The 23,013-nt window shown below is 34.4% G+C and carries 21 protein-coding genes; 10 read left to right on the top strand and 11 right to left on the bottom strand.

Annotation, left to right across the window (positions count from 1 at the left end):
- Positions 1-30 precede the first annotated feature (30 nt).
- The 8 genes from GQ47_RS21995 to GQ47_RS21960 all read left to right on the top strand — a co-directional run bounded on the left by GQ47_RS21995 (position 31) and on the right by GQ47_RS21960 (position 10,645).
- A complete protein-coding gene (locus GQ47_RS21995) occupies positions 31-3,186 on the top strand; it encodes a SusC/RagA family TonB-linked outer membrane protein (RefSeq protein WP_035653171.1) in 3,156 nt (1,051 codons plus the stop codon).
- Between the two features lie 11 nt (positions 3,187-3,197).
- Positions 3,198-4,727, top strand: a complete 1,530-nt coding sequence (locus GQ47_RS21990; protein WP_035653168.1) for a SusD/RagB family nutrient-binding outer membrane lipoprotein — start codon at positions 3,198-3,200, stop codon at positions 4,725-4,727.
- A 15-nt stretch (positions 4,728-4,742) separates the two neighbouring features.
- Positions 4,743-6,062 (top strand): GntP family permease, encoded by a 1,320-nt coding sequence (locus GQ47_RS21985; RefSeq protein WP_035653165.1) that lies wholly within the window; start codon positions 4,743-4,745, stop codon positions 6,060-6,062.
- A gap of 4 nt (positions 6,063-6,066) precedes the next feature.
- Entirely contained in the window at positions 6,067-6,534 is a 468-nt protein-coding gene (locus GQ47_RS21980; protein WP_035653162.1) for a RidA family protein, read from the top strand.
- Positions 6,535-6,742: 208 nt separating this feature from the next.
- Complete coding sequence (locus GQ47_RS21975) at positions 6,743-7,774, top strand: sugar kinase (RefSeq protein ID WP_035653160.1); 1,032 nt, start codon at positions 6,743-6,745, stop codon at positions 7,772-7,774.
- A gap of 15 nt (positions 7,775-7,789) precedes the next feature.
- The gene (locus tag GQ47_RS21970) at positions 7,790-8,437 is read left to right on the top strand and encodes a beta/alpha barrel domain-containing protein (protein ID WP_035653157.1); all 648 of its coding nucleotides are present in this window, start codon (positions 7,790-7,792) and stop codon (positions 8,435-8,437) included.
- 3 nt (positions 8,438-8,440) lie between these two features.
- On the top strand, positions 8,441-9,556 hold the full coding sequence (locus tag GQ47_RS21965) for a D-TA family PLP-dependent enzyme (protein ID WP_035653156.1): 1,116 nt from the start codon (positions 8,441-8,443) through the stop codon (positions 9,554-9,556).
- A gap of 18 nt (positions 9,557-9,574) precedes the next feature.
- Positions 9,575-10,645: a dipeptidase gene (locus tag GQ47_RS21960; protein ID WP_035653153.1), complete on the top strand. Its 1,071-nt coding sequence runs from the start codon at positions 9,575-9,577 to the stop codon at positions 10,643-10,645.
- On the opposite strand, the gene GQ47_RS21955 is transcribed toward GQ47_RS21960, so the two are convergent.
- Positions 10,642-11,418 carry a DeoR/GlpR family DNA-binding transcription regulator gene (locus GQ47_RS21955; protein WP_035653150.1) on the bottom strand — a complete coding sequence of 259 codons (777 nt, stop codon included), beginning with the start codon at positions 11,416-11,418 and terminating at the stop codon, positions 10,642-10,644. The two genes, GQ47_RS21960 and GQ47_RS21955, sit on opposite strands and share 4 nt — an antisense overlap.
- A gap of 199 nt (positions 11,419-11,617) precedes the next feature.
- Here GQ47_RS21955 and GQ47_RS21950 point away from each other — a divergent pair, with 199 nt between their 5' ends.
- Positions 11,618-13,906 carry a family 20 glycosylhydrolase gene (locus GQ47_RS21950; RefSeq protein WP_035653147.1) on the top strand — a complete coding sequence of 763 codons (2,289 nt, stop codon included), beginning with the start codon at positions 11,618-11,620 and terminating at the stop codon, positions 13,904-13,906.
- Positions 13,907-13,976: 70 nt separating this feature from the next.
- Here the strand turns inward: GQ47_RS21950 and GQ47_RS21945 are convergent, their stop codons facing one another.
- Genes GQ47_RS21945 through GQ47_RS21930 form a run of 4 tightly spaced genes read right to left on the bottom strand, consistent with a single transcriptional unit; the run spans position 13,977 to position 17,843 of the window.
- A complete protein-coding gene (locus tag GQ47_RS21945; protein WP_035653144.1) occupies positions 13,977-14,723 on the bottom strand; it encodes a succinate dehydrogenase/fumarate reductase iron-sulfur subunit in 747 nt (248 codons plus the stop codon).
- A 46-nt stretch (positions 14,724-14,769) separates the two neighbouring features.
- Positions 14,770-15,144, bottom strand: coding sequence for a four helix bundle protein (locus tag GQ47_RS21940; protein ID WP_035653142.1), 375 nt, complete (start codon positions 15,142-15,144; stop codon positions 14,770-14,772).
- Positions 15,145-15,165: 21 nt separating this feature from the next.
- A complete protein-coding gene (locus GQ47_RS21935) occupies positions 15,166-17,166 on the bottom strand; it encodes a fumarate reductase/succinate dehydrogenase flavoprotein subunit (RefSeq protein ID WP_035653139.1) in 2,001 nt (666 codons plus the stop codon).
- Positions 17,167-17,177: 11 nt separating this feature from the next.
- Entirely contained in the window at positions 17,178-17,843 is a 666-nt protein-coding gene (locus GQ47_RS21930) for a succinate dehydrogenase cytochrome b subunit (protein ID WP_035653136.1), read from the bottom strand.
- Between the two features lie 335 nt (positions 17,844-18,178).
- On the opposite strand from GQ47_RS21930, the gene GQ47_RS21925 reads away from it, so the two are divergent.
- Positions 18,179-19,540 carry a hydroxymethylglutaryl-CoA synthase family protein gene (locus tag GQ47_RS21925; protein ID WP_035653134.1) on the top strand — a complete coding sequence of 454 codons (1,362 nt, stop codon included), beginning with the start codon at positions 18,179-18,181 and terminating at the stop codon, positions 19,538-19,540.
- A gap of 186 nt (positions 19,541-19,726) precedes the next feature.
- On the opposite strand, the gene GQ47_RS21920 is transcribed toward GQ47_RS21925, so the two are convergent.
- The 6 genes from GQ47_RS21920 to GQ47_RS21895 form a co-directional block, all read right to left on the bottom strand.
- Entirely contained in the window at positions 19,727-19,909 is a 183-nt protein-coding gene (locus GQ47_RS21920; RefSeq protein WP_035653131.1) for a hypothetical protein, read from the bottom strand.
- 59 nt (positions 19,910-19,968) lie between these two features.
- Positions 19,969-20,340 carry a hypothetical protein gene (locus tag GQ47_RS21915; protein ID WP_152561077.1) on the bottom strand — a complete coding sequence of 124 codons (372 nt, stop codon included), beginning with the start codon at positions 20,338-20,340 and terminating at the stop codon, positions 19,969-19,971.
- Positions 20,341-20,354: 14 nt separating this feature from the next.
- Complete coding sequence (locus tag GQ47_RS21910) at positions 20,355-21,200, bottom strand: tetratricopeptide repeat protein (protein WP_035653126.1); 846 nt, start codon at positions 21,198-21,200, stop codon at positions 20,355-20,357.
- 166 nt (positions 21,201-21,366) lie between these two features.
- A complete protein-coding gene (locus GQ47_RS21905) occupies positions 21,367-22,107 on the bottom strand; it encodes a LytTR family DNA-binding domain-containing protein (protein ID WP_035653125.1) in 741 nt (246 codons plus the stop codon).
- A 17-nt stretch (positions 22,108-22,124) separates the two neighbouring features.
- Entirely contained in the window at positions 22,125-22,574 is a 450-nt protein-coding gene (locus GQ47_RS21900) for a GNAT family N-acetyltransferase (protein ID WP_035653124.1), read from the bottom strand.
- The gene (locus tag GQ47_RS21895) at positions 22,574-23,011 is read right to left on the bottom strand and encodes a GNAT family N-acetyltransferase (RefSeq protein WP_035653123.1); all 438 of its coding nucleotides are present in this window, start codon (positions 23,009-23,011) and stop codon (positions 22,574-22,576) included. The genes GQ47_RS21900 and GQ47_RS21895 overlap by 1 nt, the downstream gene beginning before the upstream one ends.
- Positions 23,012-23,013 lie beyond the last annotated feature (2 nt).

Genomic DNA, 23,013 nt, shown 5'->3' with positions numbered 1-23,013 from the left:
AACCAAAAAAAACATGAAAACCAAAGAATTATGAAAACAAGGCTAATTTCATTAGTATTTGCCGGAGGTATGATTTTCTCGGCAAATGCAAAAGAGACTGCAATAAAAACGCATCTTTTTGAACAGAAAAGCAATCAAACTGAAATTTCAGGTCAAGTTATAGGCCAGGACGACGGAATGCCAATTGCAGGAGCTACAATTATTGCAAAAAGCAATAATAAAATTGCCACCATAACAGATGAAAATGGAAGATTTAAACTGAATGTTCCTGAAAACGAAAGTCACATCATCATTTCGTACATGGGTTATGGAACATTAGAATTCAAATTAGACAATACAAAAGACGTAACGATAAGTTTAAAACCAGCTGAAAATGTTTTGGATCAGGTTTTAGTAACTGCATTAGGAGTTAAAAAAAGCGGGAAAGCAGTTTCATATGCCGTAACAGAACTTAAAGGAACTGAATTTACTAAAGCAAAAGAAACCAATATTACGAATGCATTAGTTGGAAAAATTGCCGGAGTTAACGTGAGCAGTACAGCAACGGGACCAAATGGTTCAAGTCGAGTTGTAATTCGTGGAAACGGTTCGCTAAACGGAAACAACCAACCAATGTATGTAGTTAACGATTTACCGATTGACAATACACAGTTGAATCTGCCAGGAATAGGAAATGGCCCGGGATCAACCAGAATCAATGTCGATCGAGGTGACGGAACTTCAGTAATTAATCCAGACGACATCAAATCGATTACCGTTTTAAAAGGAGGAACAGCTGCGGCATTGTATGGCGCCAACGCTGCAAACGGAGTTATTTTAATTCAAACCAAACGAGGAACTGCCCAAAAAGGCATTGGAATTGAATACAATAGCTCTTTTACTTTTGAAACTCCATCAATTATACCAGACTGGCAGTACGAATACGGTTCTGGTCATAACGGAAAAAAACCAGCAAATCAGGCTGAGGCTATTGCTGACGGACGCTGGTCGTGGGGAGCAAAAATGGACGGAACAGATGTTGTTCAGTTCGACGGCGTTGCCCGACCTTATGTAGCACAAAAAAACAACATCAAAAACTTCTACCAAACCGGAACTACTTTTATTAACTCAGTCGCTTTATCTGGAGGAAGTGAAAAAGCAACTGGACGTTTGTCATTTTCGAATTTAGAAAATGAAAGTATTTTACCAAATTCTGGTTTCAACCGCAAAACATTCAACTTGGCTAGTAATGTAAATTTGACAGACTGGTTGAAATTTGATGTCGTAACGCAATATAATTTAGAAAAATCGGCTAACAGACCAACCGTTTCTGATGCTGAAGCTAATGCAAACTGGGGAACGTACATGATTGCCAATACTGTTGATATCAGAAATCTTGCCCCAGGTTATGACGAAAACGGCATTGAAGAAGCATGGAATCCTGTAGCTGTAGCGACAAATCCTTATTTCGTTGTCAATAAAATTAAAAATAACGATACCAAAAATCGTTTTATCGGGATGTTAAATGTAAAATTGAATTTCACACCTGAACTTTTTCTGCAAGGCCGAATCGGACAAGATTACACCGATTATGAGTTCTTTGGATACATTCCAAAAACAACATTAAATAATCCTGTTGGTTATGCGCAAGGTTCTAGAATGAAACTTTCAAATTTAAATTCCGAGGCAATTTTAAATTATACTAAAAAGAATTTCTACAAAGATTTCTCTTTAAATGCCTTAGTTGGTGTAAACTCCCGAACTACTTTGAGAGATGAAACAAAAGTTGAAGGATCTGGTTATGTATTAGATGATTTTTATGCTTTAAGCAACTTACAAACTCTTACCTACTCTTATCCTTACGGAAAAACAAAAACAAACTCTGTTTACGGAGCTGCCGACTTTGATTATAAAAATGTCATTTTCTTAAATTTCACTGGACGCCAAGATTGGTTCTCAACACTTTCTGCAGAAAACAATACGGTATTTTATCCTTCAGTTGGAACAAGTATCATTGTTTCCGATTTATTAAAAATGCCAGAATGGGTTTCATTTGCAAAATTAAGAAGTTCTTGGGCTCAGGTTGGAGGAGCAACTCCAGATCCTTATGCTTTGAATCAATCTTATTCGATGGTTCAAGGCGGACATAACGGACAACAATTACAAGGGCCAACAAGTAGCAGAGTTCCAAATTCAACTTTAAGTCCGCTGACTTCAACAACATTTGAAATTGGTACCGATTTAGGTTTTTTCAATAACAGGTTAAATCTTGATTTTGCTTGGTACGATCGTGCAACAACAAATGATATTGTGGAAACTACAGTCTCAACAAGTTCTGGAGCAAACACAGCGTTACTGAATCTTGGAAAAATGAAAAATACCGGTGTTGAATTTTTGCTTTCTGGAAAAATAATCAACAATCAGGATTTTTCATGGGATGCTACTTTCAACGGATCTTATAATAAAAATACAGTTCAGGCACTTACAGATGATTTGAATTCTATTACAATGGCAACTTCTGTAAATGGATATGTAACCATTACAAGTGATGTTGGCCGTCCATACAGTATTATAAAAGGTTACAAACCATTAAAAGATGCTAACGGAAATACAGTTTACAATGTGAGCGGAGGATCTGCTAGTATTGCCAGAGGGCCGCTTGAAGAATTAGGACAAGGTGTTCATCCTTGGGGCGCGGGAATCAACAATGAATTCAAATACAAAGCATTATCCTTCAGCTTTTTAATTGATGGAAAATTTGGCGGAAGCTTATATTCTGGAACCGATTTATACGGAACGCGTATGGGTTTAACTAAATTGACATTAGAAGGTCGTGAAACCGGATTGCCAATTTCAGGAGTTGATACAAACGGAAATCCGGTAAATATGGTAATTGCCCCAGAAAACTTAAGAACTTATTATGATGGTTTAAGAAACATTTCATCAACTTTTATTTATGACGCAAGCTTTATCAAATTAAGACAAGTAATTGTTGGTTATGACTTACCGCTTGAAAGAATAAAAGCATTGGCTAAACTTCAGAGTCTTTCTGTTTCTTTTGTGGCCAGAAATTTATTCATCCTTTACAAGAAAACGCCAAACGTTGATCCGGAATCTGTATTTAGTGCAGGAAATGCTCAAGGTGTAGAGCAATTTGGATTGCCTAAAACAAGAAGCTTTGGTTTAAGCTTAAACGTTAAATTTTAAATTAAAGAGAAATGAAAAAATTAACTCTATTATATCTAACAGGAATACTTTTAGGAGGTATGACTTCTTGTTCCAAAGATTTTGAAGAAATCAATACGAATCCGAATGTTGTTGAAAAACCAAATCCGAATTATATTTTCAGCAAAGCGCAATTGGATGGCTTAAACAACAATTATTTTGCAACCAATATTTTGGAATGTGGCGGTATGTTGCAGCATTATGCGACTTACAAAGAAGCTTCTGGAGCTGGGGACAAATATCTTAGCAATGAGGTTTATTACTCTGCTTATTTCAATCAGGCTTATCCAACTGGAATAAATGAAACTGAAATTGTTATTGATGCTGTAAAAGGCAATCCAACCGACAGCAACAAACTTAATATTGCCAGAATCTGGAGAGCTTATTTGTATCACAGAATTACAGATTTATATGGTGATATTCCATATTCTCAAGCTGCAAAAGCAAACACTTCATCTATTTTTCTTCCAAAATATGACACTCAGGAATCAATCTATAAAGATTTACTAAAAGAACTTGATGAAGCTGCAACTGCTTTGGATGCATCAAAAACAAGTTTTGGAAAAGCAGATTTTTTATATGATGGCGATGTAGCAAAATGGAAAAAATTCTCTTATTCGTTAATGCTCCGTTTAGGAATGAGATTGACTAAAGTTGACCCAACATTGGCAAAAACTTGGGTTACAAAAGCAATTGCTGGAGGTGTAATCATAAACGGAACTGATAACGCTGTAATGCGCTATACTGACGGACCAAATGATATTAACAGAAACCCTGTTGGATTTGATTCAAGAAGACAAGATTTTACAGCTGGATCATACGGCCAAAAAAATGTAGAAGGCGGAAAATTAGGCAAAACATTTATCGATTTATTAAAATCAACTGCCGATCCTAGAATTAGTGTTTATTCAGGTGTTTGGCAAGGAACAACTCAAAATACATCACTTGCTGTTCAAAAAGGTTTTCCTAACGGAACTAAAACTGCCCCAACTCCAGTAGAACAAGGAACTTATTCGGAACCAAATCAAAGTACGGTTTTCAAATATGATGCGCCATTGATGGTTATTAGCAATGCCGAAACTAATTTATTGTTAGCCGAAGCTGCTGCAAGAGGCTGGTACACTAATGAAGCCGATAAAGATTTATATGAAAAAGGAGTAAAAGCTTCGTTCTTAAACATGGCAATTTATGGACCAACTTATGCAATAACTGACGCAACACCTTATTTAACGCTAAATCCATTCAATACTGCAGGTTCTTTTGAAGCAAAAATGAATCAAATTCATACTCAAATTTATGTGGCTCTTTTTGTAGATGAACAAGAGGTTTATTCAAACTGGAGACGAACTGGATATCCAGTTTTAGTTCCGGTAAATTTCCCTGGAAATGTCACAAATGGCACAATTCCAAGACGATTCAAATATCCAACTAGTGAATATTCTGTGAATTCAACTAACTTAGCAGAAGCAGTTAAGCGCCAGGGTGAAGACAATTTCACAACAAAAATCTGGTGGGATAAATAATAAAAAAAATAGATAATGAGCATTATAATTCTTACGGCATGTATTGCATTTTTAATCCTTCAAATCGCTTGGTTTAAAATCAATCCGTTTATTGCCTTTATCATTACAGCTTTGCTGGCAGGCCTATTTTTAGGTCTGCCAATAAACACTTTGTCACAAACAGTTCAAAAAGGTTTGGGCGAAATGTTGGGTTCGATCACCTTAATTATCGTTTTCGGAACCTGTATTGGCAAACTTGCCGTTTCATCTGGCGCGGCAAATGTCATTGCAAAAACAGTTATGGGATGGACAGGCAAAAAACACGTTCGCCTAGGATTAATGATTACCGGATTTATTGTTGGGATACCTCTATTTTATAGTGTTGGTTTTGTTTTGTTAGTTCCCTTAATCTTCTCAGTAGCCCATCAATTTAAGCTTTCAAAAGTATATCTCGGAATCCCAATGCTGGCGTCGCTTTCAGTAGCACACGGTTTTTTGCCTCCACATCCTTCCCCAATGGCATTGAGCAGTATTTTAAAAGCTGATATTGGCCTAGTCTTAATTTACGGAATCATCATTGCTGTACCTACTATTTTTATTGCCGGTTTATTATTTTCAAATTTGCTGAAAAACATTAAAACCGAATCAGATCATGAAATAATAAATGTCGAAGAAGTCGTTAACGAAGGCAAATTGCCAAGTTTTTCAATTAGTTTATTCTCGGCTTTATTCCCTGTTTTTGGTCTGACTATCACTTCATTGCTTCCATTAATTACAACAAATGAATCTGTAAATAATATCTGCAAAACAATTGGAGATCCAAGTATAATTATGCTGATTTCCCTTCTTCTTTGCACCTATACATTAGGCATAAGAATGAACCGAAGTCTGGCTTCTATAATGGATGATTATGCAATCGCAATAAAAGATGTTGCGCTGATTGTTTTAATCGTAGGCGGAGCAGGAAGCTTAAAAGAAGTTATGATTGTAAGCGGTGTAAACGAAACAATTGTCGCGACTTTAACGCAAACCAATATTCATCCTTATTTACTCGCTTGGTTGATGGCGGCAATCATTCGCATTTGCGTTGGTTCAGCCACCGCAGCCGGATTAATGACTGCCAGTGTTTTATTACCTTTGTTACAACAGAATGGTTTGGATCCCAACTTATTAGTATTGGCAGTTGGAGCCGGAAGCCTAATGTGTTCACATGTAAACGACCCAGGCTTTTGGTTGTTCAAAGAATATTTTAATACCAGCCTAAAAGATACATTTAAATCCTGGACCGTAATGGAATCCTTAGTATCTGTTTTAGGAATCATTTTCGTTTTTATTTTAAACTCTATAATACATTAATATCATGAATTTATTACCTCAAGAAAAATTTGAAACACTTGGTTTGTCTTTACCGCCAGCACCACAACCGCTTGGCATCTACAAACCTTATTTAGTTGATGGTAAATATTTATACCTGTCTGGTCACGGTCCGGTTCGTGATGACAAATCCTTAATCATCGGGAGAATTGGTGATGATATGGATATTGAAGAAGGAAAATTAGCAGCAAGACAAGTCGGTTTGACCATGCTTTCTACCATCGTAACTAATTTTGGAAGCTTGAATAAAGTAAAAAGAGTTATTAAAGTGCTTGGAATGGTGAATTGCAATGGCGAATTTTTAAGACATCCATACGTGATAAACGGCTGCAGCGAATTATTTGCTGAAGTCTGGGGTCAGGAAAACGGAATTGGAGTTCGAAGCGCGGTTGGAATGGGTTCTTTACCAGATAATATTCCTGTTGAAGTTGAAGCTGTTTTCGAATTATATTAAAAAAAACACGCCACAGAAATAAAGATTAAAGAGTAATCTGTATTGGTTAAGGAAAATAATTTAGTCCCAAAATCTGTGGCTGATTAAAAATTTATTTGCCACGACCCGAACATAATGAGCAGGCGAAGCAATTCCCAAATCAGTACAAAATAATATAAGTACAATGCTTTGTAATAATTCATGAATTCGTGGCTAAAAAAAATCAAATATGAATACAAATACACCACAAACAAGAATAGCAACATTTGGAGAATTATTACTCCGAATGAGTGTAACCGATGGAAACCGGTTTACGCAGGCCAATGAAATAAAAATACATGTTGGAGGCGCCGAAGCAAATGTTTGTGTTTTACTTTCCCAACTCGGAATCCAAACGGATTATATTACAAGATTACCTCAAAATGATTTGGCTCAATTAGCCATAAACGAACTACAAAAACATAAAGTAAATACTTCAAAATGTATTTATGGCGGAGAACGATTAGGACTTTATTTTGTTGAATCCGGAAATCAAATCAGACAATCACAGGTTATTTACGACAGAAGCAATTCCTCTTTTGCAACAATTCAAAAAAATCAGATTGATTGGGAAGAAGTTTTAAAAGATGTAACACATTTTCATTGGTCGGGAATTAGTCCAGGCGTTTCTTATGAAGCTGGACTTGTCTGCAAAGAAGGAATTTTGGCAGCACATGAAAAAGGATTGCCAATTTCTTCTGATTTTAATTATCGTTCCAAATTATGGCAATACGGGAAAAAACCTTCTGAAATAATGCCCGATTTGCTTCAATACAGCACCATCACTGTAGCTGATTTGGACGCGATCGAAATTTACTTCGGAATAAAAACCGACAAAAATGAATCCGATGAAAATCGTTTTCAAAAGACTTTTGAATTACTAAAAAAAGAAATGCCATTTCTAAAAACACTCGCAATGAGTTTTAGAAAATCAGATGGGCCGGCACATTTATACAAAGGTTTATTAATGCATGAAGGCAATTTTTACGAAACCAAAGAACACAAAATACACGTTGTTACAGACCAAATTGGTTCTGGCGATGCGTTTAATGCCGGATTAATTTATGGTTTATCCAATAAATTATCAGGTCAGGAATGCATTGAATGGGCAACGGCTTGCGGTGTAATCAAACAAAGCATACATGGCGATTTTGCCATAACAAGTCTTGCCGAAATAAATCATTTTATGGAAAACGGCTCAAGCAACAGAATTAATAGATAATAAATTACCCCAAATATGTATAGCATTTTAAAAGCTCAAGGCGTGCTTCCGCTAGTAACACAAATCAACATTGAAACAGCTAAAATTGTTTTGCAATCAGCTGCTGATTCTGGCATAAAAATTATTGAATTTGCCGCGCGTGCAGATGATGCTAAAGAAGTTTTCAGTCAAATGATCGAGTTTAAAAAGGCAAACAATTTAGATGTTAAACTGGCCGTTGGATCTATTTTAAGTGTTGAAGATGCCGAAACATTCATAAACCTAGGAGCAGATTGCATTGTTTGTCCGCATACTGATTCTGAAATTGGAAATTACTGTTTCAAGAATAATATTTACTGGATTCCCGGCGCTGCTACTTTAAATGAAGTGCTTCATGCCAATAAATTAGGTGCCGAAGTTGTAAAGCTTTTTCCTGCTGATAAAATTGGCGGACCCGGATATGTAAAAGCAATTAGAGCTCCATTTCCGAATTTAAAAATAATGCCAACCGGAGGCGTAACTTTAGAAGAAAGCAATTTAAAATCTTGGTTCAAATCTGGTGTTGTTTGCGTGGGAATTGGTTCTAATTTGTTTTCGAAAGAAATGCTTTTAAATTTAAGTTATGAGCAATCTTTAAAAGCTTTTCAGGATTTAATTGAAGTTGTAGAAAAAACCAGAAACTAAGTTATGCAAGAAAATTGGTGGAAAATAAATTCCGAAATCCGTGTTGACACTCCGTTTATTGCTGTTTATGAAGATCGTATGCAACACAATGTCGAGCGTCTGATTGAAGATGTAAATGGTGAAGTTCAAAATTTGAGGCCTCATATCAAAACGCATAAAATTGGCGAAATTCTAGATTTATTCAAGACATACGGAATCAATAAAACAAAATGCGCCACAATTGCGGAGGCTGAACTTGCCGCCATTCATGAAATTTCGGATATTCTTCTCGCCTATCAGCCTGTTGGAAATAAAAAAGAAAGATGGATTTCTCTTATTCAGAAATATCCAAAAAGCGCTTTTTCAACCATTGTCGATAATTTAGATTCGGCGAAAGCCTTAAATGAAATTGCTCAAAAAAATAATTTATCGCTGACGGTTTATTTGGATTTAAATACTGGAATGAACAGAACCGGAATTTCAATTTCTGAAAATTGGCCTGAATTAGTAGAAGAAATTCTAAAGCTAAAAAACATTCATTTTGCCGGAATTCACATTTATGACGGCCATTTAAAAGGAACTTTAGAAGATCGAATAGCTGTAGCTTCTAATTCTTTTTTCAGCATCAGCGAAAAGCTAAAAACGATTCAGGAAAAACTAGATTATGAATTAAAAATAGTTGCCGGCGGATCGAATACATTTCCGTTTTATGCTTCAGAAAAAAATGTAGAATGCAGTCCGGGAACTTTTGTTTTCTGGGATTCCAATTATCAGATTCATCTTTCGGAACAAAAATTTGAACCGGCATTTGTTATTGTTGGAACGATTATTTCAAAACCAACAAAATCAACTTTTTGTATCGATATTGGCTACAAAGCCGTTTCTTCAGAAAACCCAATTGATAAAAGATTAGTTATTTTAAATGATGAAAATCTGATTCCGACTGCTCATTCAGAAGAACATTTAATCATTGAAAACAAAGGACAAAATCAGTATGCTATCGGCGATCTTATTTACGCAATTCCTTATCATGTGTGCCCAACTTGCGCACTTTATGATTCGGTTCAAGTCGTGAATTCAACACATGAAATTTGTGACGAATGGAAAGTTGCTGCCCGAAGCAGAAAAATTAATATATAAAATTAAGTTCAAACGAATATGTTTATACTAGACGCCCATTTAGACCTGAGCATGAATGCGATGGAATGGAATAGAGATTTACGAAATGATGTTCCAACTTTACGTCATTTAGAAAAAGGAATGACAGATAAACCAGATCGTGAGCGCGCGACGGTTTCTTTTCCAGATTTGCGACGAGGCAATATTGGGATTGTTGTGGCAACTCAAATTGCACGATTTGTAAAACCAGGCAGTATTATTCCGGGCTGGAATTCTCCTGAGCAAGCTTGGGCACAAACTCAAGGGCAAATTACGTGGTATAAAGCCATGGAAGAAGCTGGAGAAATGACGCAGATTACAGATAAAAAATCGCTCCAAAAACAAATTGATTTATGGAATGACGGAACGCCAAATGATAAAAAACCAATTGGATATATTCTAAGTTTAGAAGGCGCCGATTCTATTATCGATATTTCCTATTTAGAGAAAGCTTACAATTACGGATTACGCGCCATTGGTCCCGCGCATTATGGTCCTGGACGATACGCAAACGGAACTGATGCGACGGGAAAAATGAATCAAAACGGTATTGATTTATTAAAAGAAATGGAGCGTTTGAATATTATTTTGGATGCAACGCATTTGTGCGATGATGCTTTTTGGCAGGCATTAGATCATTATAATGGACCAGTTTGGGCAAGTCATAACAATTGCAGAAGTCTGGTTGATCACAATCGTCAATACAGCGATGAAATGATCAAAGCATTAATTTCAAGAGGAGCCGTTATTGGTGGCGCTTTAGATGCCTGGATGTTAGTTCCAAATTGGGAAAGAGGCGTTTCTACTCCAAAAGGCACTAATTGCAATTTAGAAACCGTTTTTAAACATATGGATCATATTTGCCAATTGGCCGGAAATGCAGATCATATCGGAATTGGTTCTGATCTTGACGGCGCTTTTGGTACAGAACAATCTCCGTATGATTTAAATACCATTGCCGATTTGCAAAAACTAGTTCCGATATTTAAAAACAACGGCTATTCTGATGAAGATTTAGATAAAATCTTTCACCAGAACTGGATTAATTTTTTAATGAAAAATTGGGATTAAATAAAAACTAAACTTGGAACTGCCTTCTTATACGATTTTAATTTTTCGTCACTCGGATCAACTTCGGTGACAACATAATCAACTTCAGATAAGTTGGCAATTTTCATTTTTAAAACGGTGTCTAATTTTTCAGAAATAGTCAAAATTGCAGTTTTTTCAGAAGCCTGAATCATTGCTTTTTTTACCTGAACTGTTTCCCAGTCAGAATCTGAGAAACCGCCTTCGATATCTAAGGCATTGGTTCCTAATATTAACAAATCAACTTTAATATTAGCCAATTGATTGTAGACGTCGCCGCTCACGCACATTTGGCTGTAAGAAGAAATACTGCCGCCAATCATGATGATTTTGACATTCGGTTTATCCAAAAGTTCAACAGCAGATAAAACAGTAACCGTAAAAATGGTAAGATTTAAATCATTCGGAATTAAACGGATAAATTCTCTAATTGTGGTTCCGCCTCCAATCAAGAGAACCATTCCGTCACGAAGAAGTCCCAATGTTTTTTGAGCAATAATCTGTTTTGATTCACCGGCATAAGTTTGATTAGATGAAGAATGATGGTACGCTTTTGTCATCGCACCGCCTTTTACCTTAATCAATAAAGAGTCTGCTTCAAGTTCATTAATATCACGTCTGACAGTATCTTCTGAAACAAATAATTTGGCAGAAAGTGTTTCAAAACTTACACGAGTGTGCAAGTTAATCTCTTTTAAAATAAGATTTTTTCGTTCTTCCTTAGTGTAATTTACCAATTCATTTTCATTATTCATGCCAATATATTTTTTAAACAAATGTAAACAAATAATGCAATATTATTGCGAAACAAATTATAACACAATGTAATAAAAAAATTAACTAAGCTATTTTAAAGACATTTAAACACCTAAACGTTTTGCATATTTTTTGCAGAAAAGAAATTTCAAATACTAAATTTGCCTGAAACCACAATAAATCGAACAGTAACCAGCCATGAAAAAAAACATCTTCCTCTTTTTATTATTTTGCTGTTTTATCGGAAAAGCTCAAAACACTTCTATAATTCCTGCTCCAAATTTATACAAAGCAACTGGCAACAGCATAAGTTTGAACGGACAAATAAAAGTTGTTTTTGAAAACAATAAATTCAGTGCAAAAGAACTTAAAACAGCGCAAATTTTTGAAGCGGCAGTAAATGGAAATTTACCCGCAAAAAAAAGTCCAATTGAAGTTTTGTTTGTTGCCAAAAATCCATCATCGGCAAGTAAAGAATCCTATAAAATTTCTATTTCTTCTAAAAAAATTATAGTAACAGGTTCTGAAGAAGGATTATTTTATGCTGTTCAAAGTCTTTTGCAACTTTTACCAAATAAACCATCAAATAAAAATGAAATAAAACTGCCTTGCATAACCGTTGAAGACGCGCCACGATACGCTTACCGAGGATTACACCTAGATGTTTGTCGTCACTTTTTCTCTGTTGATGTTATAAAAGATTTTATTGCACAAATGTCTAGCTATAAATTAAATAACTTTCATTGGCACTTAACTGACGATCAAGGTTGGAGAATTGAAATAAAAAAATATCCAAAATTAACTGAAGTCGGATCTAAAAGAGCACAGACTTTAGTCGGAAATAAATTTGAAAGATCACCGCTTTTTTTTGACGGAAATCCATATGGCGGATTTTACACACAAGAAGAAATTAAAGACGTTGTAAAATTTGCCGAAGCGCATTATGTAAATATTATTCCCGAAATCGAAATGCCGGGTCACGCAACTGCGGCGGTAACCGCTTATCCAAATTTATCTTGTTTTCCAGACAGAACTTATAAAGTTGTCGAAACATGGGGTGTTTTTGAAGATATTTTTTGTGCTGGAAAAGAGGAAACTTTTACTTTTTTAGAAGATGTTTTAACTGAAGTTATCGCTTTGTTTCCGAGTAAATATATTCATATCGGCGGAGACGAATGCCCGAAAGCAAGATGGAAAGAATGTCCAAATTGCCAAAAAAGGATTAAAGACTTGGGTTTAAAAAACGAGCATGAATTACAAAGTTACTTAACAACAAGAATAGAGAAATTCTTAAATAAAAACGGAAGACAAATTCTTGGCTGGGATGAAATGCTTGAAGGCGGATTAGCACCAAATGCAGCCGTAATGTCTTGGCGAGGTGAATCAGGCGGAATCAGTGCTGCGAAACAAAAACATTTTGTAATTATGAACCCGGAGCAAGTTCTTTATCTGGATTATAATCAAGGATATTCACCACAAGAACCTTTAACAATTGGCCGATTTACTACCGTTGAAAAAATTTACAATTACAATCCAACTCCAGTTGACAGCTTGACTGTTGAAGAACAGAAATACATTTGGGGCGTTCAGTCGAATCTTTGGTCCGAATATTTAACAAGTCCGGCGAAATTAAATTACATGCTTTATCCACGATTATTTGCTTTGGCAGAAATTGCATGGACGCAACCTGAAAACAAAAACTACAATCATTTTATTTTGAATCAGATGCCGTATCATTTAGAAAAATTAGAACAGCAAAAAAGGCTTTATAAAGTTCCAACGCCTTTTGGATCTAATGAAACTGCTGTAATTGCATCAAAATATACTTTAGATTTAAAACCAACAATCAAAAACGGTCAAATTTTTTACACTATTGATGGTTACAATCCTGATGAAACGGCCGAACTATATACCAAACCAGTAGCTATAAATATTCCGAAAGGAGAATATCGAATCATAAAAACAGTTCAAATAAGCCCAAGCGGACGAAGAAGTTCTATTAGTAAAATATTAGTCCGAAATCCTGATTTAAAATCGGCTTTAGCCATACAACCAACCAAAAAAGGACTGAAATATGATTATTATACCGGAGCATTTCAGCAAGTTCAAGATTTAGAACTTTCAAAACCTGTCAATTCAGGAATATTTGAAGGAACAATCAGCAGTGAAAAATGGAAAACAAAAACCGAGCGTTATATCGGTTTAAAATTTGACGGATATATCTTTATTCCAGAAACGGCAAATTATACGATTTCGACGCTTTCAGACGATGGATCGAAGCTTTTTATAGACAATGAACTGATTGTAAATAATGACGGCATTCATTGGTTAAACGAAGCATATGGAGTTGTCAAGCTTGAAAAAGGATTTCACAAACTCAACATCAGTTATTTTGATCAGATTGGAGGAACTTCTTTAACCTGTTTCATTCAGCAGGAAGGAAAAGAAAAACAGGAAATTAGCGAATCAAATTTATATTACGAATAAGACATAAAAAAAGCATCCCGTCAGGAGACGGGATGCTTTTTTTTATTTAAAACTAAAAATGTTTTTTAGATTATCCTTTCAAGCTTGCTGCTAAATATTCACGATTCATACGTGCAATATTTTCAAGAGAAATTCCTTTAGGACATTCTACTTCGCAAGCTCCAGTATTTGTACAGTTTCCAAAACCTTCCAAATCCATTTGGTGAACCATGTTTAAAACACGGTCAGTTGCTTCAACTTTACCTTGAGGCAATAATGCATATTGAGAAACTTTTGCAGAAACGAATAACATTGCTGAAGAGTTTTTACAAGTTGCAACACAAGCTCCACAACCAATACAAGCAGCAGCATCAAATGATTTATCTGCGTCGTCTTTATTAACTGGAATTGTATTCGCATCAATTGTATTTCCTGAAGTATTTACAGAGATAAATCCTCCAGCGTGTTGAATTCTGTCAAAAGAAGTTCTATCAACAACTAAATCTTTAATTACCGGGAAAGCTTTTGCTCTAAATGGCTCAATAAAAATTGTATCACCATCTTTAAACATACGCATGTGCAACTGACAAGTTGTAACACCTCTGTCTGGTCCGTGTGCTTCTCCGTTGATGAATAAAGAACACATCCCGCAGATTCCTTCACGACAATCGTGATCAAATGCTACTGGTTCTTCTCCTTTATTGATTAAACCTTCGTTAAGAACGTCTAACATTTCAAGGAAAGACATATCTGGTTCGATTCCATCGATAGGATATTCTACAATCCCTCCTTTATCTTGAGCGTTTTTTTGACGCCATATTTTTAATGTAAGTTTCATAATTTTGTTATGGGTTATAAGTTAAGAGTTAAACGTCATAGGGTTACTACTCCATTTTAGTCCTAGCTAAATAATTTATATATCCATTTAATATTGCTTTGGTTCTTTCAAACCTTTCTCTAAATTTTTGCAACAAATCTTCTTCAATATAGTTCTCATCTAAAGCAGTGATTACCTGATTTAAAGATTCTGTTAAAGAACCTCGGGCAATTCTGCAGAATTGAATATTTTCTTGATAATGATATCTTCCAAACCCTTCGGCAATATTATCACTAACAGATCTAGAAGATCGTTTAAGCTGACTAGTTAAGGCATATTTTTCGTCAATTGGAAATTTCGAAAGAATATTTTGAGAAACAAAGATTCTTAATTCACGTGCTGCTTTCCAGCACTCTAAATCTTCGAACGACTTTAAACTCATAACCCTTAACTCTTAACTTTTTTATTTATAACTTCTTTGAACTAATTTAATGTTTTCGTAATTAAGCGGTTCTTTGTGTAATACTGCATCACTTGGTTTCCCTTTGTATTCCCAAGCTGCAACGTATGCAAAGTTATCATCATCACGAAGTGCTTCTCCTTCTTCTGTTTGGTACTCCTCACGGAAGTGACCACCACAAGATTCGTTACGGTGTAAAGCATCTTTCGCGAACAATTCTCCTAATTCTAAGAAATCGGCAACACGAGTTGCTTTTTCTAATTCCTGATTAAATTCGAAAGCACTTCCAGGAACTTTTACATCTTTATAAAACTCTTCACGTAAAGCAGCAATTTCTTCGATAGCTTCAGTTAAACCTTTAGCATTACGAGCCATACCTACTTTATTCCACATGATTTTTCCTAATTTTTTGTGGAAATAATCTACAGAATGTTTACCGTTGTTATTGATAAATTTATTTATTTGATCAACAACTGCTTTCTCAGCTTCAACGAATTCTGGTAAGTCTGTAGAAATTTCTCCCATTTTAATATCTGGAGCTAAATAATCTCCTATTGTATAAGGAAGTACAAAATATCCGTCAGCTAAACCTTGCATTAAAGCAGAAGCTCCAAGTCTGTTTGCTCCGTGATCAGAGAAGTTAGATTCTCCAATTGAGAAACATCCAGGAATTGTAGTCATTAAGTTATAATCAACCCAAGTTCCACCCATTGTGTAGTGAACCGCAGGGTAAATCATCATTGGTGTTGTATAAGGATCCTCATCAACGATTTTGTAATACATCTGGAATAAGTTTCCGTATTTACTTTTCACGATTGCAGCTCCTAATTTAGTTACCAAAGCAGCATCTTTATCATCTAAACCTTTTACATAAGCATCTTCAGTTCCGTAACGTTTAATTGCCGCTGCGAAATCCAAGTAAACTGCTTCACCCGTTTTGTTAACTCCAAAACCAGCATCACATCTTTCTTTAGCCGCACGAGACGCAACGTCACGAGGCACTAAGTTACCAAAAGCAGGATATCTTCTTTCTAAGAAATAATCTCTTTCTTCTTCAGATAAATCTGTTGCTTTTTTCTTTCCTTCACGAATTGCCTGAGCATCTTCTAATTTTGCAGGAACCCAAATACGACCGTCATTACGCAAAGACTCAGACATCAAAGTCAATTTAGACTGGTGATCTCCTGAAACTGGAATACATGTTGGGTGAATTTGTGTATAACAAGGATTTGCGAAAAACGCTCCTTTTTTATGAATTTTCCAAGCTGCTGTTGCGTTACTTCCCATAGCATTTGTTGAAAGGAAAAATACGTTTCCGTATCCTCCAGAACCAATTACTACCGCGTGAGCAGAATGTCTTTCTATTTTACCTGTGATTAAGTCACGAGCGATAATACCTCTCGCTTTTCCGTTCACGATAACAATGTCAAGCATTTCGTGACGGTTGTACATTTTGATTTTTCCACGACCAATCTGACGGTTCATTGCAGAATAAGCTCCTAACAATAATTGCTGTCCTGTTTGTCCTTGTGCGTAAAATGTACGAGAAACCAAAGTTCCTCCAAAAGAACGGTTATCTAAAAGTCCGCCATATTCACGAGCCAATGGCACCCCTTGAGCCACACACTGGTCAATAATATTTCCAGAAACTTCAGCCAAACGATAAACGTTTGCCTCACGAGCACGGTAATCACCACCTTTTACAGTGTCATAAAACAATCTGTAAATTGAGTCACCATCACCTTTATAGTTTTTTGCTGCATTGATACCACCTTGTGCTGCAATAGAGTGCGCACGACGAGGTGAATCTTGAAAGCAAAATGCTTTTACGTTATATCCTAACTCAGCTAAAGTAGCTGCCGCAGAACCTCCAGCCAAACCTGTACCAACAACGATAATATCTAAATTACGTTTGTTAGCAGGGTTTACTAAATTAATATGATCTTTATAATTTGTCCATTTGTCCGCTATAGGACCATTTGGAATTTTTGAATCTAATGCCATTATAATTGATATTAATTATTGAAATGATGAAATAATGCGATAATTACGAAAAGTGCCGGAACCACTACTGCGAAACCGTAACCAACTTTACTTAAAAATCTAGAGTATTTGTTGTGCATCCCTACTGATTGAAGAGAAGATGCAAACCCGTGCCATAAGTGAAATCCTAAAAGAATGAAAGACACACAGTATAATCCTGTACGGATTGGGTCATGAAATTTGTGAACTAACTCTCCATAATACCTTGTAGCATCCGGTGCTGTACCTGCAATATATTTATAGGTAACTTCAGGAAACCAGAAATCATAAAAGTGCAATCCTAAGAAAGCCAAAATAACCAATCCAGAAATAATCATATTTCTAGAACTCCAAGAAGCGTTTGCAGCTCCGTTGTATTTTGCATAAGCAATTGGTCTTGCTGCGCTGTTTTGAGCTGTAAGTACAAATCCCATTACAAAGTGGAAAATTACTCCAAATGCCAAAACTGGCTGCATTACATACTGGATCAGCGGATTGTATCCCATAAAGTGAGAAGCTTCGTTGAAAACGTCTTCACTAAGAATAGAAATAAAATTTAAGGAAACATGCAGCGCTAAAAACGTGATTAAGAATATTCCCGAAAGAGCCATAGCCACTTTCTTTAAGATGGAAGCATTCAACTGTGCAGATTGTGCCATAAGTGTTAAGTAGTTTGTTTTAAAAAATTACACAAAAATAACTCAAATACAAAAGAACTACAACCATTTCGTTGTTATTTATAATCATTTTAAAATAGACTGCGCATACGTATTTTTACGTATAAATTCAGTATAGCAAATCTAAAAAATTGCTTTACAGCCACTTTCTCTTAATTTTAATACGTATTCAGATTACTAAAAATTTATCATATTGTTATTTTATTCAAAGTTTTGATTTATTTTCTTCAAAAGTGCCGGCTGTACTTAATTTAATCAAAGCAAAAAATTGTCATTCCATAACATAGTTTTACCTTTAGCGGCTCAAAAAAATAAGAATGAAAACAGGAATTGATGCTATCTCTTTTGACGTAGCAAACATACATTTACCCATAAAAACTTTGGCGATCGCCAGAAATATTGAACCAGAAAAATTAGAAAAAGGTCTTGGATTACTAAAAATGACTTTTCCAGACGTTCATCAGGACGCGGTTGTTTTTGGAGCAAATGCTTTAACCAAACTAATCCTTGACAATAAAATTGACTTAAAAGAAATTAGCAGAATTTATGTTGGTACCGAAAGTGGTATCGACAGTTCGAAACCAATTGCTTCTTATTTAATTAATTTAATGGAGCAAAAATTTGGCGAAGATTCATTAGCAGAATGCGATGTTGTCGATTTTACTTTTGCTTGTATTGGTGGCGTTGACGCTTTACAAAACTGCCTTGATTTTGTAAAATTGAATCCAACTAAAAAAGCAATTGTTGTTGCAACTGATTTTGCAAAATACGATTTAAATTCTGGCGGAGAATATACACAAGGTGCCGGAGCTGTTGCGATGTTGGTAACAGTAAACCCAAAAATTATTGCTTTTAATGATAATTGGGCAACGAGCACAAAAGGCGTTTTCGATTTCTTTAAACCGTACAGAACTATTTCTAAAGAAGAAATCACAAAAAACACAAACAACGATTCTTGGTTTGACAATTTAGAAGCCGAAATCGAAATCCACAAAGATCAGCCGGTTTTTGACGGACAATATTCGAACCAATGTTATATGGATCGTACGCGTAATGCTTACTTTTCATTCAAAAAATTAAAAAATACCACCGAAAATTTATACAACACTTGGCACAGCATTGTAATGCATTTACCATATTCTTTCCAAGGAAGAAGAATGTTATCTGAAATTTATGCTTTAGATAGTGCCGAAAAAATTATTGCCGATGATATTGCACCTGCAGATTATCAAACAAAAATTAAAGAAGTAGCAAAATCGGAAGATTACAGAACTTTTGTAACCGAGAAATTACAACCTGCAGAATTGGCTTCTTCATTAATTGGAAATCTTTATACAGGTTCTATTTTCATGGGATTGTTATCGACTTTGGCTCATTTTTATGACACTAAGAAAGAAGTTGCAGGAACTAAATTTGGTTTCTTAGCTTACGGAAGCGGATCGAAATCAAAAGTCTTTGAAGGAACGATTCAGTCAGAATGGAAATCGGCTTTAGAAAATGTAAAGCTTTTTGAAAATTTGGCCGAAAGCGTAGAAATTGATTTCAATACTTATGAAAGTCTTCATAAAAAAGAACAAAAACAAAGCGTTAGAACTCCTAAAAACGAATGGGTTTTAGACCGAATTGAAAAAGAAACCCCTGTTTTAATTGGGGCGAGATATTATAAATGGATTGATTAAGAAATTCCAAAACCGAAGCTTAATGTTTCGGTTTTTTTATGCTTTTTAAAATTTAACCGCAAAGTTCGCAAATGATTACGCAAGGTTCGCAAAGCTTTTTATGAACACAAAGCTTTGCGAACTTTGTGTTTATTTAGATATCGCGAAAAAAAACCTTTGCGTCCTTTGCGGTTAAATAAAAAGTAATCAATCCTTTTTATGCTGTTCAGTATAATTTTGATTTCCTTTAATTCTGGTGTCTTCGGTGTGCATTCCGTTTGCCATTCCCAACATAAAGGCTGTAATTACGATTATAAATTTCCTTTTTATCCAATGAAAAAGCGGTCGCTTGGATTGCTCCAAACGTGTTTGTTTATTTTGTTTATACATTTTAAAAATGATAAATGATTAGACATTATTGTATCATCTGTGCTTAGAAATAAATTTTCTTAAGCATTGTATAAACTTTTATCGAAGTGTTTTGAGGTGATTATTTCATTTATAAAAATAGACTGATTTATAAATGAATTTAGTTTTTGATGAAGCAGGTTCTGCAGTTTCAGAAGCTTTTTAATTTGAAAAGTAAAAACATTTTCGGTTTTTAGAAAATTCAGAACAATTGAAAATCTTATTTTATCCGAAGAAACAATCTGTCCGAATTTATATAAACGAGAATTTTTAAGATTCAGTTCTCTTCTTAAAACTACAAACGAAGATTGGTAATATTCTGCCGATTTAGATTGAGAATATAAAGTACCGTCAGCCGCAATCAAGACAAAAGTCAGAAAGAGTGCTATTAGATATTTTATATGTTTTCTCAATTTTCGTTTGTAATTTATTGTTTCAACTCTACTTTCATTTGTTCTGCCAAAGGTTTAAATCTTTGATCGCTCATTAAATAAGAATTTGCTTCTGCAAACCAATTATTGAAGTTTTTAATATCTTTTTTAATATAATAAGCCTGCAAAATATTATATGCATTTTCAGCATTATACGTTTTATCTGCAACTTCTTTAAAAACTTTACGGCATACATTTTCTGCGTCTTGCAGATTACCGTTTTTTGTCTCGGCATAAATTAATTCCTTGTTTGTATAAGCATCAAGAGGTTCTTTTTTTAATGCAACTTTCAAAATATCAACAGCTTTTTGATATTGATTAAGACAATTATAAGAATAGGCCAATTCTACCCGAAGACCTTTATATTCAGGATCTATTTTTTGCGCCTTTTCAAGAAACTCAAGCGCTTTTTGACATTCATTCCAGCCGTTATACATATAACCCCAATTGTAAAGTCGTTTGATTGACTCTTCATCTGTTTTGTAAAACTTCAGCCAATCGGGAACTTTATCAATATGTAATTCTTCAAACTTAGATTCTGGAATAAAAGCAACTAAATTATTATTGGGTTGCAAACGAACTTTCATCTGTCCATCAATCTCTCTCCTTTTTGGAATAAATTTACCTGTTGGATCAATTTTAAATGTTCCTTCCCAATCGAAAGTTAATCCGGCTTGCGCATCAATATATATAAATCCATACGGATAAGCTCCTGTGCTATCTGCTGAAAATGCAACCCATTTATCTTCACTTTGAACAATTTTTTTGTCAAATTGAATAGTATTTTGCGCAGAAATATGGAATACAAAAAGGAAACTTAATAACGTAAAAATCTTATTCATATTTAAAATGCGATTGGCTTTAAATTATAAAATCAATTCAAATATATAGATTTCATTTATTTTAATATCATTCTTACAAAGTAAAAAGCCCAATCCAAAAACAAAACGAGCTTAAAGGCCAATTTTAATCACTTAAATACAAGAAGACTTTGTTTTAGCCACGAAATTATAATGCTAATAAAGTTTCTTTATAATTTTTAGAAACCGGAAGTTCAATTTGGGTTAAAACAATGGTATTTTGATTTCGCCAAGATTTAAAATGAGACGGATTTATTAAATGCGAACGATGAATTTGCATCAAAAAACTAAAATCTTTTTGAATATTTTTGAGTGAAGTCCGTAATAGTTTTGAAGTTAGTTTTCCGTTTTCTGTATAAAAAACTTCAACATAATTTTGTGCATTTGATATGCAGACCAAATCAGCTTTCTGGATTTTTAAAATGTCTAATCTATTTTCGCCTTTAATAATTAAAACATCATCTTTTAATGGAATCAGTTTGATTAAATATCTTCTTGCGAGAATTATTACCGGAGTTAAAATCAAAGCGACTTTTATAAAGATGAAAGAAAAGAATTCTGAAAAGTGATATCCGCCATTTAAAATTGGGCTTTTGTAAAAGGCAAAAACCCCAATCAAATATAGTACATGAAATAAAAAAATCGCTGTTATTTCTAAACCAGCATTCCATTTTCCAATTCTTTTATAAAAGCTTTTTTGAATAATCGTTAAAAAACCATAACACAAAAACGCCACAACACTAAATCCAAAACTGATTAAAAACCAAGCTCTGAAATTTATGGTTCCGTCGTCAAAAGGTTTTATGATGAAAGCAAAAATGAAAAGCCATAAAGCAATCAGTAAACCAATTATAAGATTATGTTTTATGGAAATATTTAGCTGTTTCACTTTTTTTTAATTCGATTTTAAAGTTTCATTTCCATAATAGGCATGAAGCGGTTTTTTATAGAAGTTTCGAATTCACCAATTTTTACAAATCCCATTTTGGAGTAAAAACTTTCCGCATTTGGTTCTGAATCGAGAATGATTCTTTCTATTTTCTCTGCTTTCATTTTGTTTAAAAAATCAAGAAGTAAATATCTCCCAAATCCTTTTCCAATATGTTCTGGCAAGATAAATAAATTATCAAGTTTTACAATCTTTTCATTTTCAAAAACATAAGAATAATAGCCGATAATAAAATCGTTTTCTATCAACTTAAAAGTGTTATTATTTCTGATATAATCCTGCGAAATGGTCAAGTTTTTATCCCATTTTTGAATTTGTTCATCAGAATATCCCCAATAGGCTTTTGACTTTTTGGTTATTGAAGTTAGGATTTCATTATCAGTTATGTTGGCTTTTTCTATTATCATTACTTATAAATCGTAAACTTATTATGACTCAAAGTAAAGCCAAGATTCTCATAAATCGCTACGTTTTCTACTCGTTTTTTATTTGTCGTTACTTCGATGCTTTTTAAATTATTCTCTTCTGTAAAATTTAAAATTTCATTTATTAATAATCTTCCAACGCCTTGACCTCGGTAATTTTTATCAATGAAAAATTCCTGAATTTCACCAACTAAACCGCAATGATGTAAAAGATTTTGCGTGTGAAAACTAATAAATCCTAAACCTTCATTTTCGTTTTCGGCAATTAGATAAAGATTTTTTGGATTGGAAATATTTTCATTGAATATTGCTTCGAATACTTCAAAATCTAGAATTTCGTTTTCGAGTTCGCAGATTGATTTGTAGATGAAGTTTATGTCATGGTTTTGGATTTTTCTGATTTTGATCTTTGAGTTCATGA

The sequence above is a fragment of the Flavobacterium sp. ASV13 genome (genome assembly GCF_000745775.1).
GTDB lineage: Bacteria > Bacteroidota > Bacteroidia > Flavobacteriales > Flavobacteriaceae > Flavobacterium.
The sequence above is the reverse complement of the archived record's forward strand: the minus strand, read 5'-3'. Positions and strand labels throughout refer to the sequence as shown.